The sequence below is a fragment of the Paractinoplanes globisporus DSM 43857 genome, assembly GCF_000379645.1.
In the GTDB taxonomy this organism is placed as follows: Bacteria; Actinomycetota; Actinomycetes; order Mycobacteriales; family Micromonosporaceae; genus Actinoplanes; species Actinoplanes globisporus.
In genome coordinates this window covers 159,746-175,646 of record NZ_KB903356.1, presented here as the reverse complement: position 1 = coordinate 175,646, position 15,901 = coordinate 159,746, and the positions used below count along the sequence as shown (strand labels likewise).

16 protein-coding genes are annotated in these 15,901 nt (G+C 70.0%); 12 read left to right on the top strand and 4 right to left on the bottom strand.

Annotation, left to right across the window (positions count from 1 at the left end):
- The first annotated feature begins 54 nt into the window (after nt 1-54).
- From pyrH to A3CQ_RS0147020, 5 genes are read left to right on the top strand one after another with little or no spacing between them, the layout of a single operon-like run.
- On the top strand, nt 55-816 hold the full coding sequence (pyrH, locus tag A3CQ_RS0147040) for a UMP kinase (RefSeq protein ID WP_020517941.1): 762 nt from the start codon (nt 55-57) through the stop codon (nt 814-816).
- A 53-nt stretch (nt 817-869) separates the two neighbouring features.
- The gene (gene frr / locus A3CQ_RS0147035; RefSeq protein WP_020517940.1) at nt 870-1,427 is read left to right on the top strand and encodes a ribosome recycling factor; all 558 of its coding nucleotides are present in this window, start codon (nt 870-872) and stop codon (nt 1,425-1,427) included.
- A complete protein-coding gene (locus A3CQ_RS0147030; protein ID WP_020517939.1) occupies nt 1,427-2,410 on the top strand; it encodes a phosphatidate cytidylyltransferase in 984 nt (327 codons plus the stop codon). Before frr ends, A3CQ_RS0147030 begins: the two co-directional genes overlap by 1 nt.
- A gap of 37 nt (nt 2,411-2,447) precedes the next feature.
- Entirely contained in the window at nt 2,448-3,623 is a 1,176-nt protein-coding gene (gene rlmN, locus A3CQ_RS0147025; protein ID WP_020517938.1) for a dual-specificity RNA methyltransferase RlmN, read from the top strand.
- A gap of 37 nt (nt 3,624-3,660) precedes the next feature.
- On the top strand, nt 3,661-4,743 hold the full coding sequence (locus tag A3CQ_RS0147020; RefSeq protein ID WP_020517937.1) for a DivIVA domain-containing protein: 1,083 nt from the start codon (nt 3,661-3,663) through the stop codon (nt 4,741-4,743).
- A 54-nt stretch (nt 4,744-4,797) separates the two neighbouring features.
- Here the strand turns inward: A3CQ_RS0147020 and A3CQ_RS0147015 are convergent, their stop codons facing one another.
- Nucleotides 4,798-5,031 (bottom strand): DUF2631 domain-containing protein, encoded by a 234-nt coding sequence (locus tag A3CQ_RS0147015; protein ID WP_020517936.1) that lies wholly within the window; start codon nt 5,029-5,031, stop codon nt 4,798-4,800.
- A 125-nt stretch (nt 5,032-5,156) separates the two neighbouring features.
- Between A3CQ_RS0147015 and A3CQ_RS0147010 the strand changes: the two genes are divergently transcribed.
- The gene (locus A3CQ_RS0147010) at nt 5,157-6,716 is read left to right on the top strand and encodes a Rieske 2Fe-2S domain-containing protein (RefSeq protein ID WP_020517935.1); all 1,560 of its coding nucleotides are present in this window, start codon (nt 5,157-5,159) and stop codon (nt 6,714-6,716) included.
- Between the two features lie 60 nt (nt 6,717-6,776).
- Here the strand turns inward: A3CQ_RS0147010 and A3CQ_RS0147005 are convergent, their stop codons facing one another.
- A complete protein-coding gene (locus A3CQ_RS0147005) occupies nt 6,777-8,372 on the bottom strand; it encodes a phytoene desaturase family protein (protein ID WP_026206986.1) in 1,596 nt (531 codons plus the stop codon).
- Nucleotides 8,373-8,502: 130 nt separating this feature from the next.
- On the opposite strand from A3CQ_RS0147005, the gene dxr reads away from it, so the two are divergent.
- The 4 genes from dxr to A3CQ_RS0146985 all read left to right on the top strand — a co-directional run bounded on the left by dxr (nt 8,503) and on the right by A3CQ_RS0146985 (nt 13,514).
- Nucleotides 8,503-9,711 (top strand): 1-deoxy-D-xylulose-5-phosphate reductoisomerase, encoded by a 1,209-nt coding sequence (gene dxr, locus A3CQ_RS0147000; protein ID WP_020517933.1) that lies wholly within the window; start codon nt 8,503-8,505, stop codon nt 9,709-9,711.
- Nucleotides 9,711-10,976: a M50 family metallopeptidase gene (locus A3CQ_RS0146995; protein ID WP_020517932.1), complete on the top strand. Its 1,266-nt coding sequence runs from the start codon at nt 9,711-9,713 to the stop codon at nt 10,974-10,976. The genes dxr and A3CQ_RS0146995 overlap by 1 nt, the downstream gene beginning before the upstream one ends.
- 7 nt (nt 10,977-10,983) lie before the next feature.
- On the top strand, nt 10,984-12,156 hold the full coding sequence (gene ispG / locus A3CQ_RS0146990; protein ID WP_026206985.1) for a flavodoxin-dependent (E)-4-hydroxy-3-methylbut-2-enyl-diphosphate synthase: 1,173 nt from the start codon (nt 10,984-10,986) through the stop codon (nt 12,154-12,156).
- Between the two features lie 128 nt (nt 12,157-12,284).
- On the top strand, nt 12,285-13,514 hold the full coding sequence (locus A3CQ_RS0146985) for a glycosyltransferase family 2 protein (RefSeq protein WP_020517930.1): 1,230 nt from the start codon (nt 12,285-12,287) through the stop codon (nt 13,512-13,514).
- Nucleotides 13,515-13,526: 12 nt separating this feature from the next.
- Here the strand turns inward: A3CQ_RS0146985 and A3CQ_RS0146980 are convergent, their stop codons facing one another.
- Nucleotides 13,527-13,892, bottom strand: a complete 366-nt coding sequence (locus A3CQ_RS0146980) for a hypothetical protein (protein WP_157297168.1) — start codon at nt 13,890-13,892, stop codon at nt 13,527-13,529.
- Nucleotides 13,893-13,966: 74 nt separating this feature from the next.
- Here A3CQ_RS0146980 and A3CQ_RS0146975 point away from each other — a divergent pair, with 74 nt between their 5' ends.
- Nucleotides 13,967-14,347: a VOC family protein gene (locus tag A3CQ_RS0146975; RefSeq protein WP_026206984.1), complete on the top strand. Its 381-nt coding sequence runs from the start codon at nt 13,967-13,969 to the stop codon at nt 14,345-14,347.
- A gap of 7 nt (nt 14,348-14,354) precedes the next feature.
- Here A3CQ_RS0146975 and A3CQ_RS0146970 read toward each other — a convergent pair whose 3' ends face one another.
- The gene (locus A3CQ_RS0146970; protein ID WP_020517927.1) at nt 14,355-15,194 is read right to left on the bottom strand and encodes a GNAT family N-acetyltransferase; all 840 of its coding nucleotides are present in this window, start codon (nt 15,192-15,194) and stop codon (nt 14,355-14,357) included.
- Nucleotides 15,195-15,318: 124 nt separating this feature from the next.
- Between A3CQ_RS0146970 and A3CQ_RS0146965 the strand changes: the two genes are divergently transcribed.
- Complete coding sequence (locus tag A3CQ_RS0146965) at nt 15,319-15,894, top strand: PadR family transcriptional regulator (RefSeq protein ID WP_026206983.1); 576 nt, start codon at nt 15,319-15,321, stop codon at nt 15,892-15,894.
- Nucleotides 15,895-15,901: the final 7 nt, after the last annotated feature.

Genomic DNA, 15,901 nt, shown 5'->3' with positions numbered 1-15,901 from the left:
CGGCCTCCCCGTCACATAAGGTCTCTGCTGGGCAACGAAGGGAAGGCGGGTCTCATGACGATGGTGACCGAGCAGGCAGTTGCGGTTGACGATCCGACTTCGCCGGCCGCGCGGCCCCGCCGAGTCGTTCTCAAGCTCTCCGGCGAGGTGTTCGGCGGTGGTGCGGTCGGTGTCGACCCCGACGTCGTGCAGGGCATCGCCCGACAGATCGCCACCGTGATCCGCCGCGGCATCCAGGTCGCCATCGTGGTCGGCGGCGGCAACTTCTTCCGCGGCGCCGAGCTGCAGAAACGCGGCATGGACCGGAACCGGGCCGACTACATGGGCATGCTCGGCACCGTGATGAACGCGCTCGCCCTGCAGGACTTCCTGGAGAAGGAGGGCATCGAGACGCGGGTGCAGACCGCGATCACGATGGCCCAGGTCGCCGAGCCGTACATCCCGCTGCGCGCGATCCGGCACCTCGAGAAGGGGCGCGCGGTCATCTTCGGCGCCGGCGCCGGCATGCCGTACTTCTCCACCGACACCGTCACCGCCCAGCGCGCCCTCGAGATCCACGCGGACGTCGTGCTGATGAGCAAGAACGGTGTCGACGGCGTCTACACCGCCGACCCGCGCGTGCACCCGGACGCGCAGAAGCTCGAGACCGCCACCTTCCAGGAGCTGCTCCAGCGCGGGCTGCGCGTCGCCGACCAGGCCGCCTTCAGCCTCTGCGAGGAGAACAACCTGCCGATGCTGGTCTTCGGCGCGGAGGGGGACGACACGATCGTCCGCGCCGTGAGCGGCGAGAAGATAGGCACCCTGATCACCGCCTGAGCCTTTCAACCGTCCCCGCATCATTTGAGAAAGCAAGGAGGCGAGAAGAGCAGGTGATCGACGAGACCCTCTTCGAGGCCGAAGAAAAGATGGAGAGCGCGGTCGAGCACGCCAAGGAGGAGTTCGCCGCGATCCGTACCGGGCGGGCCACTCCGGCGATGTTCTCCAAGATCCTGGTGGACTACTACGGCGCGCCCACGCCGGTGACGCAGATGGCCTCGGTCGGCGTCCCGGAGCCGCGCATGGTGATCGTCAAGCCCTACGACGCGACCCAGCTCGGGCCGATCGAGCGCGCTATCCGCGACTCGGACCTGGGCGTCAACCCCAACAACGAGGGCACCCAGCTGCGGATCCACCTTCCGCAGATGACCGAGGAGCGCCGCCGCGAGATGATCAAGGTGGCCCGCTCCAAGGCGGAGGAGGGCCGGGTGGCCATCCGCAACGTCCGCCGCAAGGCCAAGGAGCAGATCGACAAGCTCGTCAAGGACGGCGAGACCGGTGAGGACGATGGTCGCCGCGCCGAGAAGGAGCTCGACGACGTGACGCACCGGTACGTCTCGGTCGTCGACGAGCTCGTCAAGCACAAGGAAGCCGAGTTGCTCGAGGTCTGATGTCATACCTCGATCCGCGTGCCGGGCAGACCTCCGGTGACGACACGAGCGTGCCGGCGTACGGCTATGCGGAATCGCGCCCGCAACACCTCGGCGATGTGACCCCCGAGCCCGCAAAACGTGGGCCCGGGCGTCGCCGCGCCGGAAAGCAGAGCAAGGGCACCGGCCGGGCCGGGCGCAACGTTCCGGTCTCCATCGCCGTTGGCGCGGCCCTCATCCTGCTCGTCCTGGCCTCCCTGCTCGTCTGGCCCCCGGCCTTCCCCGGCCTGATCGCGGTGGCTGCCGGGGCCGGCGTCTGGGAGATGACCCGGGCGCTCAAGGTGACCGGCGCCGAACCACCGCTGATCCCGCTGCTCGGCGGCGCCCTGCTGATGGTCGGCCTCGCCTGGCACGACGGAGCCGACTCGCTGCTGGTCGGCCTCGGCGTCACGGTGGTCGCGTCGCTGCTCTGGCGGCTGGCCGACGGCCCCCGGGCAGTCCGCCGCGACTTCATGCCGACCCTGCTGATCGCGGTCTACGTGCCGTTCCTGCTCAGCTTCGCGGTACTGCTCCAGCTGCCGGACGCCGACACCGACGGACGCTGGCGGATCCTCTGCACGCTGTTCGCGGTCGTGCTCTCCGACACCGGGGGCTTTGTCGCGGGCGTGTTCCTCGGCCGGCACAAGATGGCCCCGTCGATCAGCCCCGGCAAGACCTGGGAGGGCTTCGCCGGCTCGATCTGCGCCGCCGCGATCGGCAGCGCCCTCTTCCTGTACTTCCTGCTCGACATCCCGTCGTACTGGGGCCTGCTGTTCGGGGTGGTGCTCTCGGTGGTGGCGGTGATCGGCGACCTCGCCGAGTCGATGCTCAAGCGCGACCTGGGCCTCAAGGACATGAGCCATCTGCTGCCGGGCCACGGCGGGATCATGGACCGGCTCGACTCGATCCTGTTCGCGGTCCCGACCGCGTACCTCCTCTTCGCTGTGATCGCCCACCAGCTATGACGGACCAACTCGCGCGGCGTGGGAGACTGGATACGCCATGACGATTCTTCCGCTCATCCCGACCAGCCCCGATCAGCCCGACGCGGTCACCACCCGGCGTCGCCCGTCGATGCCTCCTCGTCACCTCGCCGACCTCGATCTCGAGGCCCGCAAGGCGGCCGTCACCACGCTCGGCGAGCCGGCGTTCCGCGCCAAGCAGCTCTCCACGCACTACTTCGGGCGCCTGGTCCGCGACGTCGACGCGATGACCGACCTGCCGGCCTCGGCGCGCGAGCGGCTGACCGGCGACCTGCTGCCCACGCTGCTGACCCCGGTGCGCGAGCTGGCCTGCGACGACGGCGCGACCCGCAAGACGCTGTGGCGGCTGCACGACGGCGCGCTGGTCGAGAGCGTGCTGATGGGCTACCCCGACCGGGTGACCGCCTGCGTCTCCAGCCAGGCCGGCTGCGGGATGGCCTGCCCGTTCTGCGCGACCGGCCAGCAGGGCCTCACCCGCAACCTCTCGATCGCGGAGATCGTCGATCAGGTCGTCTATCTGGCCGGCGTCGCGGCGAGCGGCGCGGTCACCGGCTCACCGCCGCGGCTGTCCCGCGTCGTGTTCATGGGCATGGGCGAGCCGCTGGCCAACTACCCCCGGGTGATCGAGGCTGTGCGGCGGCTCACGACGCCCGCTCCCGAGGGTCTCGGACTTTCGCAACGGCACATAACCGTCTCCACCGTGGGTCTCGTGCCCGCAATGCGACGGTTGATCGCGGAAGAGCTGTCTGTGACCCTTGCGCTGTCCCTGCATGCCCCCGATGATGATCTGCGCGATGAGCTAGTACCCGTCAACCAGCGTTGGAAGGTGGCCGAGGTGCTCGATGCCGCGTTCGACTACGCGGCGCGGACAGGTCGTCGGGTCTCGATCGAGTACGCCCTGATCAGGGACGTGAACGACCAGCCCTGGCGTGCCGACCTGCTCGGCAAGCTCTTGCACGGCAAGCTGGCGCATGTGAATCTCATCCCGCTCAACCCCACCCCGGGCAGCAAGTGGGATGCGAGTCCGAAACCGGTCGAGCGCGAGTTCGTGCGCCGTCTGCGAGAAGCGGGCGTGGCGACGACGGTCCGCGACACCCGGGGCCGGGAGATCGACGGAGCGTGCGGCCAGCTGGCCGCGGGCGAGCTCACGGAGGCGCGCGCAGGGGGCGCCGCCGACGCGGAGGTGGCACAGTGACTGGGCGTAGGTCCCAGCGAGCGGAGTGGGAGACGTTGTGACGAGTCAGGGGCAGCGTTTCCGGCGGCGTGCGCTGCGGCGCGGCTACAAGGTCGACGAGGTCGACGGCTTCCTCGACCGCGTCGAGGCCACCCTGGCCGGCGAGTCGGCCGGCCCGCCGGTCGGCGCTCAGGAGGTGCACGACGTCGTCTTCCGCGTGCGTTTCGGCGGGTACGACGAGTGGCAGGTCGACCTCCACCTCGACCGCGTGGAGCGGCAGCTGGCCGAGCTGGAGGACCGCGGTGGCCGGCCCCCGGCGGCCGACCCGATGCGTGACTCGATGCGCGGCGGCCTGACCACGGGTGGCATCGCCGCTCGCGGCGCGGGCATGACCGGCGCGGGCATGACCGGGCCCGGCTCGGGCATGGGCGGCGGCCCCAGCAGCGGCGGCGGCATGAGCGGCGGCCCGGGCATGGGCCGGATGGCCCCGCCGACCGAGCGCCTCCCGGCCCCGATCCGCGAGGACCGGATGCAGCCGCAGCAGATGCAGCAGCGCCAGCAGCAGATGCCGCCGAACGACCCGTACGGCCGCTACGAGGAGCCGTACGGCCAGCCGCAGCTTCCGCAGCGCCCCGGTCCGCCGCCCGGTTACGACCCGGCCCCCGGCGGATACGACACGGGCGGCTTCGACGGCTTCGAGGCCGGCCGCCACGGCAAGACCGACATGACCGCCGAGATCCGCATGCCGCAGCGCGACTCCGACCCGCGGGGTGGCTACGGCGAGCCCGACCCGCGCGGCTCGTACGGCGCGGCCCCGATGAGCGGCCCGCCGATGGGTGGCGGTGGCTACGGTGGACCGCAGCTGCCCCCGCCGATGGGCGAGCCGGGCGGCGAGCTGTACCGCGTCGACCAGCTGCGCCGCACGTTCCAGGTGCGCCGCTTCGGCAGCGGGTACGACCCGATGCAGGTGGACCGGCTGTTCGAGAGCATCCTGCAGGCGATGACCGGCCGCGGTCCGATGCCGGTGCCGGAGAACGAGCTCGACATGCTCCAGTTCGGCCTGGTTCCCGGCGGCTACTTCGAGGCTGAGGTGGACGCCGCGCTGCGCGAGGTGAAGGACATCCTGCTGCGCCGCCGTTGACAAAACGGAAAAAGGCCCGCGAAAGCGGGCCTTTTTCGTACGTACGAATGAAGGCTACTGGTCGTTCGGCTTGAGACCGTTCCGCCGGAGCACGACATCGGCGATCACGGCGCCGACCAGGCCCAGCGCGAAGACGACCAGGAAGATGTTTTCCGTGTTGCCCTCGTGGTTGCCCCAGAAGAACATCAGCATGACCACCGCGGTCCCGAGCGCGCCGATCCGCGCGAGCTTCCGGTTGCCCGGCTTGAGCTGGTCGGGAGCGTAGACCGGGTCTTGTTCCGCAGACACGGCGAAAGTCCTTCCTCGCAGGCGATCCCAGTACGGTCAAGTCTCGCACGACGCCTCCGGACGCAGGGCACCAACCCGGACCGGGTACCTTCGATGCGGTCAGAAACTCCGGAGGAGGAACACCAGTGCGGATCACGGGCACCGGCCATGCCAGCATGCGGATCGACACGTCCGCCGGCAGCATTCTGTGCGACCCGTGGGTCAACCCGGCCTATTTCGCGTCATGGTTCCCTTTTCCGGATAATTCGCTCCTGGACTGGGAAACCCTCGGCGACGTCGACTACCTCTACGTCTCCCACCTGCACCGCGACCACTTCGACGCGGCCCACCTGAGGCGCTTCGTCAGCAAGAAGGCCACGGTTCTCCTCCCGGAGTACCCGACCAGTCAGCTCGAGGACGAACTGCGCGACCTCGGCTTCACCAAGTTCCTCAAGACGGTGTCGAACGAGGTGCACGAGCTCGACGGCGGCCTCAAGGTGATGATCCAGGCGTTGACCAGCCCCACCGACGGCCCGATCGGCGACTCCTCGCTCTGGGTGGAGCACGAGGGCGTCCGCCTGCTCAACCAGAACGACGCGCGCCCCACCGACCTGACCACGTTCGCCGAGCTGGGCCACGTGCACGCACACCTGCTGCAGTTCTCCGGCGCGATCTGGTACCCGATGGTCTACGAGCTGCCCGAGGGCGCCAAGACCGCGTTCGGCAAGCAGAAACGCGACCGTCAGTTCGACCGCACCTGGCGCTACATCGACGATCTCAAGGCCGACCACGTCTTCCCGATCGCCGGGCCGCCCTGCTTCCTCGACGACGAGCTCTGGCAGTTCAACGACATCTTCGGCGACGAGGGGAACATCTTCCCCGACCAGTCGGTCTTCATGGCGGAATACGCGAAGGTCGGCGGAAACAACGGGATCGTCCTCCTGCCCGGCTCGGTGACCGAATTGTCCGCCACGAACGCCGCGACGACCCACCCCACCGACGTCGACGATTTCTTCGCGAACAAGCGGGAGCACCTCGAGGAGATGCGGGCGCGCAAGGCTCCGATCATCGCCGCCGAGAAGGCCTCCTGGCGCCACCCCGAGATCGACGTCCTCGGCGAGCTCAAGAAGCGCATCGAGCCCCTGCTCGAAGAGTCGATCTACATGGCTCAGGGCGTCGGCGGCCCGGTCCGCTTCGACTTCACCGACACCGACGGGCCGACCGGCAGCATCGTCGAGTCCATCGTCGTCGACTTCCCCGGCAAGCAGGTTCGCCCGTACGCCGACGAGAAGGTCCGCTACCGCTTCAAGACCGGCCGCGCCCTCGTCGAGCACCTCATCCACATCGACGAGGGCGACTGGGTGAACTCGCTCTTCCTGTCCTGCCGCTTCTCCGCGGCCCGCATCGGGCAGTACAACGAGTTCGTCTACGCGTTCTTCAAGTGCCTCAGCGAGGAGCGTCTGCAGTACGCCGAGGGCTGGTACGACGAGCACGAGAAGGCGGTCGAGGCCGAGGACACGCAGCTCGGCGGCTGGACCCTCCAGCGCCGCTGCCCGCACCTCAAGGCCGACCTGAGCCGCTTCGGCATCGTCGACGGCAACACCCTGACCTGCCAGCTCCACGGCTGGAAGTTCGACCTACCCAGCGGAAGGTGTCTGACGAGCGTGGGCCACAAGATCCGCGCGGAGAAGACAGCTTCTGACTGAGTGGCAACCAAACGGCCGTCGCCCCGGGGAAAGGGGCGGCGGCCGTTGTTGGTTACGGGACTATTTGCCCAGGTCCTTGAGGATGCGCTTGGCCACGTTGTGGCCCGCGGCGCCGATCACGCTGCCGGCCGGGTGGGTGCCCGCGGAGCCCGCGTACAGGCCGTCGACGCCCGTGAAATACGGCATGCGCTCGTCGAAGGCGACCGTGTTGTCGACGTGGTGGATGTGGCCGCCGGTGATGCCGAAATGCTTCTCGATGCCGGGCGGGGTCAGCGGCATCATGTCAGCCACCAGGTCCGATGTGCCCGGTGCGTACCGGTCGCAGATCGCCAGGAGCTTTTCGACGTAGCCCGGGAGCGCCTCGTCCCAGGTCGTGCCGTCCAGCGCGTACGGCACCGACTGCACGAACAGCGCCGACGAGTGGTGCCCCTCGGCGTCCTGCAGCGACGGGTCGACGGTCGTGTGGACGTACCACTCCATGGTCGGCTCCTCCGGAAGCCGGCCCGCCTGCACCTCGGCCCACATCGCCCGCAGGGCCGCCATCGGCGATTCGCGGTCGTCGGTGCCGGCCAGCCCGGCCGAGCCCGGGAGCAGGTGGATCGTCGACCCGAACGGCGACGGCGCACCGGCCGGCAGGCAGGAGAACTGCGGCAGCCCGCGCAGGGCCAGGTTGACCTTCAGCGTCGTGCCCGGCCGCCGCACCGACTCCATCCGCGTGGTCAGCGACGACGGCAGCGCGCCCTCGGGCACCAGGCTCATCAGGCGGTAGGGGTCGCACGAGCCGAGCACCACCCGCGCCGACAGCGTGCGACCGTCCGCGAGCACCACTCCGCCGGCGGCGCCACCGTCCATCGTCACCGAGGTGACCTCGGCGTCGGTGTACAGCTTGGCGCCGGCCGCCCGCGCGGCCTCGGCGAAGGTGCGCGAGACGGTGCCCATGCCGCCCCGGGCGATCATCCAGGTGCCGTCCGCGCCCGGCAGGCGGCACATGTTGTGCGCCAGGAAGTTGTGCCCGGTGCCCGGGTCGTCGGGACCGGCGTTCAGGCCGGAGAGCCCGTCGGTCACCGCGTACATGCTCACGAGCAGCTCGCTCTTGAAGCCGAACCGCGCGAGGTAGTCGGCGACCGAACCCCGTACGAGATCGATGAATGTGCTTTGCAGCTGGGGCCGGATGTGCCGGTCGGCGATCTCCTCGACGCCGGTCGGCTCCTCGAGCCAGGCCGGCGCGAGGTCGGCCCGCAGCGCCGCGATCTCGACCGCCAGCTGCTCGTCGGCGGCGATGTCGCGCGGGGAGAAGAACCGCTCCATCTGCGCCCTGGTCTCGGCGTGGTCGCGGCCGAACAGGAGGTACGGCGAGCCGGCCGGCCCCGGCGTGGGCAGGAAGTAATGCGGGTCGCGGCGCAGGACCGGGATGTCCACGTCGAGGGTGCGCAGCAGCTCGGGCGGCATGAGCCCGAGCAGGTACGACCCGGTGGACTGGCCGAGACCGGGCACCTTGGGGAACGGCCGCTCGGTGCGGGTCGCTCCGCCCAGCACGCTCGCGGACTCGAGCACGACGACGTCGAGCCCGGCCCGGGCCAGCAGAATCGCGGAGACGAGACCGTTGTGACCGGCGCCGATGATCACAACGTCGGAGTGAGCGGGGATGGGGGTCATGACGAGCGAGCGTAGCGCGGCCGGGTGGGAGTTCGCTTCAGCGTTTCGTACGCGAATTCCCACCCAGAGTCACTCAACCCCGGCGGAGGACCGAGGACCGAGCGCGCCTGCCTGGCGCGCGTCCGGGAAGATGGGCGGCATGCGCGACCTCGTTCTGCTCGGCTCGACGGGTTCCATCGGCACCCAGGCCATCGACATCGTCCGGCGCAACCCCGATCGCTTCCGCGTGGTCGCCCTCGGCGCCGGCGGCGGCAACGTCGCCCTGCTCGCCGAGCAGGCCCTCGAGCTGGGCGTCGAGGTCGTCGGCGTGGCCCGGTCCAGCGTGGTCCAGGACCTTCAGCTCGCCTTCTACGCCGAGGCGCAGAAACGGGGTTACGCCACCGGCGGCTTCCGCATCCCCCGGATCGTGGCCGGGCCCGACGCGATGACCGAGCTGGCCCGCGTCCCCTGCGACGTGGTGCTCAACGGCGTGGTCGGCAGCCTCGGCCTCGCGCCCACCCTGGCCGCGCTCGAGTCGGGCCGGGTGCTCGCCCTGGCGAACAAGGAGTCGCTGGTGGCCGGCGGCCCGCTCGTGCACCGGCTGGCGAAACCCGGCCAGATCGTCCCGGTCGACTCCGAGCACTCGGCGCTCGCCCAGTGCCTGCGCGGTGGCACCGCGGCCGAGGTGACGAAGCTCATCTTGACCGCGAGCGGCGGCGCCTTCCGCGGCCGCCGGCGCGAGGAGCTGACCGACGTCACGGTCGACGACGCGCTCAAGCATCCGACCTGGGACATGGGCCCGGTCGTCACGATCAACACGGCCACCATGGTCAACAAGGGTCTCGAGGTGATCGAGGCGCACGAGCTGTTCGGTGTCGCGTACGACGACATCGAGGTCATGGTCCACCCGCAGTCGGTGATCCACTCCATGGTCGAGTTCGCCGACGGCTCGACGTTGGCGCAGGCCAGCCCGCCCGACATGCGGCTGCCGATCGCGCTCGCGCTGGCCTGGCCCGAGCGCGTGCCCGCGGCGGCCAGTCCGGTGAACTGGCGGGAAGCACACAACTGGGAGCTGCGCCCGCTCGACGAGGAGGCATTCCCGGCGGTCCGGCTGGCCAAGGAGGCGGGCCGCGCCGGCCGCTGCCGCCCGGCCATCTTCAACGCCGCGAACGAGGAGTGTGTGGCCGCGTTCGTCGACGGTCGGCTACCTTTTCTGGGCATCGTCGACACCTTGGAGCGCGTCCTCGCCGCGGCCCCTGACTTTGCCGAGCCGGGTACCGTCGAGGAAGTGCTTGCCGCCGAGGCATGGGCTCGTGCCCAGGCGCACCGGATGATCTCAACTGTGGCCGAAGGAGCCTGATGCTGTACTGGCTGGGAGTGGCCGGCTTCGCGCTGACCATCCTGATCTCGGTGAGCCTCCACGAGGCCGGCCACATGATCACCGCCAAGCGCTTCGGCATGAAGGTGACGAGGTACTTCGTCGGCTTCGGGCCGACGATCTTCTCGTGGCGCCGCGGCGAGACGGAGTACGGCCTCAAGGCCATCCCGCTCGGCGGCTTCTGCAAGATCGTGGGCATGACGCCGCAGGACGACGACGTCGAGCCGGAGGACCAGCCCCGGGCCATGTGGCGCTTCCCGGTCTGGAAACGGACGATCGTCATGTCCGCCGGCTCGATCACCCACTTCCTGCTCGCCCTCGCGGCGGCCTGGGTGGTCGCGTTCACGCTCGGCCTGCCCAACACGTCGTACCCGGCGACCGCCGCGGCCCAGCTCCAGCAGAAGCCGTTCATCTCGGTCTCGGAGTGTGCCTGGCTCGCCATCCCGGCCGACGGCCACGAGTGCACGCCGGGCGAGGCCGGCTCGGTGGCCAGCCCGGCCTGGACGGCCGGCCTGCGCGACGGCGACCTCATCACCCAGGTGGGCACCACCTCGGTGGCCACCTTCGGCAACCTCAACGACGCGATCCGGGCCCAGCAGCCGGGCAAGGTCCCGTTCACGTACGTCCGCGACGGCGTCACCAAGACGGTCGACGTCGCGCTGGTCAGCGCCGAGCGCCCCCCGGTCGACAACGCGAAGGGCGCGGTCACCAAGGTCGCCGTGGCCGGCCTCGGCTGGGACGGCGACAGCGTCCCCGGCACGATCAAGTACAACCCGGGCACCGCGGTCGGCGGCACGTTCGACTACGGCTGGTTCATCGTCGAGAACACGTTCTCGTCCCTCGGCCGCATCCCGCAGAAGGTGCCGGCCCTGTGGCACTCGCTGACCGGCAGCGAGCGCGACCCCGACACCCCGATCAGCGTGGTGGGCGCGAGCCGGCTCGGCGGCGAGGCGATCGAGCACGGGGTGCCCGAGCTCTTCCTCAACATCTTCATCACGCTGAACATCTTCATCGGCATCTTCAACCTGCTGCCGCTGCTGCCGCTCGACGGCGGGCACATCGCGATCGCCTGGTTCGAACGGGCGCGCTCCTGGCTCTACGCTCGTCTGCGCAAGCCCGACCCCGGCCGCGTCGACTACTACAAGCTCATGCCGATCACGTACGCGGTCATTCTTATCGGTGGTGCGTTCACCCTGCTGACAGTTACCGCCGATATCGTCAACCCGATCCAGATCTTCAATAGGTGATGCCACAGTGACCGCTGTCAGTCTCGGTATGCCGGCCGTGCCTCCGCCGCCGCTCGCGCCCCGGCGGAAGAGCCGTCAGATCATGGTGGGCAACGTTCCGGTCGGCGGGGGCGCCCCGGTGAGCGTCCAGTCGATGACCACGACGCTCACCTCCGACGTCAACTCCACCCTCCAGCAGATCGCCGAGCTCACCGCCGCGGGCTGCCAGATCGTGCGGGTGGCCGTGCCGTCACAGGACGACGTGGAGGCGCTCCCCGCGATCGCCAAGAAGTCGCACCTGCCGGTGATCGCCGACATCCACTTCCAGCCGAAGTACGTCTTCGCGGCGATCGACGCCGGCTGCGCGGCCGTCCGGGTCAACCCGGGCAACATCCGCCAGTTCGACGACAAGGTCAAGGAGATCGCGAAGGCGGCCTCCGACGCCGGCATCCCGATCCGGATCGGCGTCAACGCCGGCAGCCTCGACAAGCGGATCATGGAGAAGTACGGCAAGGCCACGGCCGAGGCCCTGGTCGAGTCGGCGCTGTGGGAGTGCTCGCTGTTCGAGGAGCACGGCTTCCGGGACATCAAGATCTCGGTGAAGCACAACGACCCGGTCGTCATGATCCGCGCCTACCGGCAGCTGGCCGAGCAGTGCGACTACCCGCTGCACCTGGGCGTCACCGAGGCCGGCCCGGCGTTCCAGGGCACCATCAAGAGCTCGGTGGCGTTCGGCGCGTTGCTGGCCGAGGGCATCGGCGACACGATCCGGGTGTCGCTCTCCGCCCCGCCGGTCGAGGAGATCAAGGTCGGCAACGCGATCCTCGAGTCGCTCGGCCTGCGCGAGCGCGGCCTCGAAATCGTCTCCTGCCCGTCCTGCGGCCGCGCCCAGGTCGACGTGTACACGCTCGCCGAGCAGGTCACCGCGGCGCTGGACGGCTTCCCGGTGCCGCTCCGGGTGGCGGTCATGGGTTGCGTGGTGAACGGCCCGGGTGAGGCCCGTGAGGCCGATCTCGGCGTCGCCTCCGGCAACGGCAAGGGCCAGATCTTCGTACGCGGCCAGGTGATCAAGACGGTGCCCGAGTCGATCATCGTCGAGACCCTGGTCGAGGAGGCGCTGCGGCTGGCCGACGAGATGGGCGCCGACCTGCCCGACGAGCTGCGCGAGCTGATGCCCGGGCCGCAGGTGACCGTGCACTGACGCGAGATGCGCGAAAGGGGGCCATATGGCCCCCTTTTTTGCGCGCCGCACGGATGACAGCGGGTGGTCACGCCCCCTGGTCTGTCATATCCTGCGGCCCTCCCCTCCGCGGAAAGCGAACGTCGAAGATGCCGGAAGACGATCTGGAAGTCACCGTCCTGCTTCCCTGTCTCAACGAGGCGGAGACGCTCGAGGTCTGCGTCCGCAAGGCGCTGACGTCGCTCGCCGAGCTGGGCGTCGACGGTGAGGTGCTGGTCAGCGACAACGGCTCGACCGACGGCTCGCCGGAGATCGCCCGCACGGCCGGCGCCCGGGTCGTCCACGCCCCCATCCGCGGTTACGGCGGGGCCCTTCTCCACGGCATCGAGCACGCCCGCGGCCGGTACATCATCATGGCCGACGCCGACGACTCGTACGACCTGTCCGACCTGGGCCCGTTCGTCGAGAGCCTCCGCGCCGGCCACGACCTCGTCATGGGCAACCGCTTCCGTGGCGGCATCGCCCCCGGCGCCATGCCGTTCCTGCATCGCTACGTGGGCAACCCGGTGTTGTCCCGATTGGGCCGCGCGCTGATCGGCCTCAAGGGCATCAAGGACTTCCACTGTGGCATCCGCGGCTTCGACCGCGACCGCATCCGGCGGCTCGACCTCTGCATGCCCGGCATGGAGTTCGCCTCCGAGCTGGTCGTCCGCGCGTCGCACAGCGGCTACGACCTGACCGAGGTGCCGACCACGCTGCGGCCCGACGGCCGCAGCCGCCCGCCGCACCTGCGCACCTGGCGCGACGGCTGGCGTCATCTGCGCTTCCTGCTGGTCTTCGCCCCGCGCCGTACGCTGATCTGGCCGGGCCTCGTCCTGTTCGTGCTCGGCGTCGTCGGCACCGGCCTGCTGTCGTTCGGCCCCCGCTCGATCGGCGGCGTCCAGTTCGACATCAACGCCCTCGCGTACACCTGCGTGGCGATCCTGGTCGGTGCCCAGCTGGTCCTCTTCGGAGGCTTCGCCGAGCTCTACGGCCGGTTCGAGGGCCTGGTCCGCGACCGGGCGCTGAGTCGCTGGGTCCGCTGGCTGAGCTTCGAACGCTGCGTCGCGATCGGACTGGGCCTGATCGCCGTGGGCCTGGCCGGCACGATCCTCGCCCTGACCCACTGGAGCGAGACCGGCTTCGGCCACCTCGACCCCCGCGGCACTATCCGCCTGGTCCTGCCATCCGCCACCGCCATCGCCCTCGGCGTGATCGGGGTCTTCGCCGGCCTCTTCGCCAGCCTGCTCACCCTCCGCGGCGTCCGCACCGATGCGACGGTCACGGACCGCATCCCTCGCCAGCGCGACGGCGGCCGCTCCCTGACGCCCACCGCCTGAGCGCTCCCGCGCTCACGCTTCGAAGGCCAGGGTGGGCGCGGAGTGCTGCGGCCTCTGGAGCATTTCCGGCGCGGGCCAGCCGGCCGGGGGAGGACCGCCGACCCAGAAGTATTCGAGGCGGTCGAGAACACCGTCGTGGCCGTACAGCAGGATCGCGTCACCGTCCGTACCGGCGACCCTGGCGTCCGCGATGAGCTCGAGACCGTCCGGTCCGGTGCGGAAGTCGACCGTCGGGCAGCCGCACCCGCACGTGCCGACCACGCGCAGGTCGGCGATCTGCGGCCGGAGCCGGGCTCCGTCCAGGAAGGGCAGGTCAAGCAGAGCGGCCACGATCGCTAGCTCGTCGTTGTTCAACAACCGGCTCGTATCCGCATTCATGAACGCAGGTTGACAGACCGAATCAAGTCCCCCGGATGCTGGACACCCGCGCCGGGACGGACAAGGCTGGCGAAATGCGCTCACGGACGACCGGCATGTGGTGGGGAGCGGCCATCGAGGCGCCCGACCCCGGGGCCCTGGCCAGGTTCTATGCCGCCCTGCTCGGCTGGCCGCAGGTTCACGAGGAGCCCGGCACCGCGATCGTCGGCACGCCCGGCGGCAGCTTCCTGGTCTTCCAGCAGGCCACCGATTACACGCCGCCGACCTGGCCGCCCACGCCCGGCGCCCAGCGCCCGATGATGCATCTCGACTTCCAGGTGGGCGACCTGGACGAGGCGGTGGCCGAGGCGCAGGAACTGGGTGCCAAGCTGGCCGACGCCCAGCCGCAGGAGAACGTCCGCGTCCTGTTCGACCCGGCGGGACACCCGTTCTGCCTGTGCCGCGACGACGGCTGAGAACCGGTCAGAACAGGATGGTCGCGAACGAGCCGGCCGACACGAACCCGCACCGAGCGTAAACACGCCGGGCCGGCAGATTGTAATCGTTGACATACAGGCTCACCGTGGGTGACACCCGGTGGAGCGCGTCGCGCACGACCGCGGCCATCGCCGGCGCGGCCAGACCGCGCCCGCGGAACTCGGGGTCGACCCAGACGCCCTGCACCTGCGTGGTGCGGCGGGTGACGATCGCCAGCTCGGCCTTGAAGATGACCCGGTCGCCGAGGAATCGCGCGTACGCCCGCTTGCCCTTCACCAGCTCGGCGATGCGCCGCCGGTAGCCCCGGCCGCCGTCGTCGAGCAGCGGGGAGACGCCGACCTCTTCGGTGTACATCGCTACCGCCGCCGGGAACAGCTGGTCGACCTCGCTCGGCTTGACCAGCCGCACCTCGGGGTCGGGCTCGATCACCGGGTCGCGGTCGGCGACCAGCAGCGGCTGGTTGGGGCGCACGTCGCGGGCGCGTCCCCAGTACCCGCCGAGGCGGTCCCACAGGTCGAGCACCGCCTCGGAACGGCCGATGATCGAGGAGCAGATGCGGACCTCGGCGCCCAGCATGTCGGCGAAGGCGGCGGTCGCGGCCGGGGTCGTGCAGACCGGCACCAGGTGTGCCCCCGACCAGACGATCGACTCGACGCGGCGGCCGGAACCGTAGCCGAAGATGCGGCCGTCGGAGCGCCACCAGTTCAGGCCGTGCGCGGCCACCCGCTCGGCGATCTGGGCGCCCGCGTAGGGATCGCGGTCGAGGATGCGCTCGACCGCGGCGCGCTCGGACTCCCCGAGTTGGCGAATGGGCACCGTCAGCACAGGTATCACATTGCCAGATCCCATGCCCAGGGCACGCGCCGCAACCCCCTCTCTTCAAGAATCCCTTGCACCCGTTGCATCGCCGATATATCGTCTACCTATCGACAACAGAACGGAGATAGTCATGAGGTCACACACTGAAGGTTTCCACGGCCGGCGCATGCGTGGCGGTTTCGGATTCGGCTTCCCCTTCGGCCCAGGCGAGTTCGGCCCCGGCGGACCGTTCGGTCCCGGCGGGCCCCGAGGTCAACGCCGAGGCGGCCGGGGCACCCGGCTCAACGTCCGTCCCGCGGTCCTCGCGCTCCTGCTCGAGCGGCCCATGCACGGCTACGAGATCATCCAGGAGCTCGACTCCCGCACCAACGGCATCTGGCGCCCCAGCCCCGGCTCGGTCTACCCGACCCTCCAGCTCCTGGAGGACGAGGGCCTCATCGAGCAGGAGGCCGAGGGCGGCCGCAAGAGCTACCACCTGACCGACGCCGGCCGCCCCGAGGCCGAGACCGCCGCGCAGAACCCGCCGTGGGCCAGCATCGGCGACGAGACCATGAGCCAGGTGCAGGACTTCCGCGACGCGGCGGTCGGCATCATGGGCGCGCTCAAGCAGGTCGGCTTCAACGGCACGCCCGATCAGCGCCAGAAGGCGCTCGAGGTGCTCAACGAGACAAAGCGCAAGCTCTACGCGATCCTCGCCGACGAATGATCGGCTG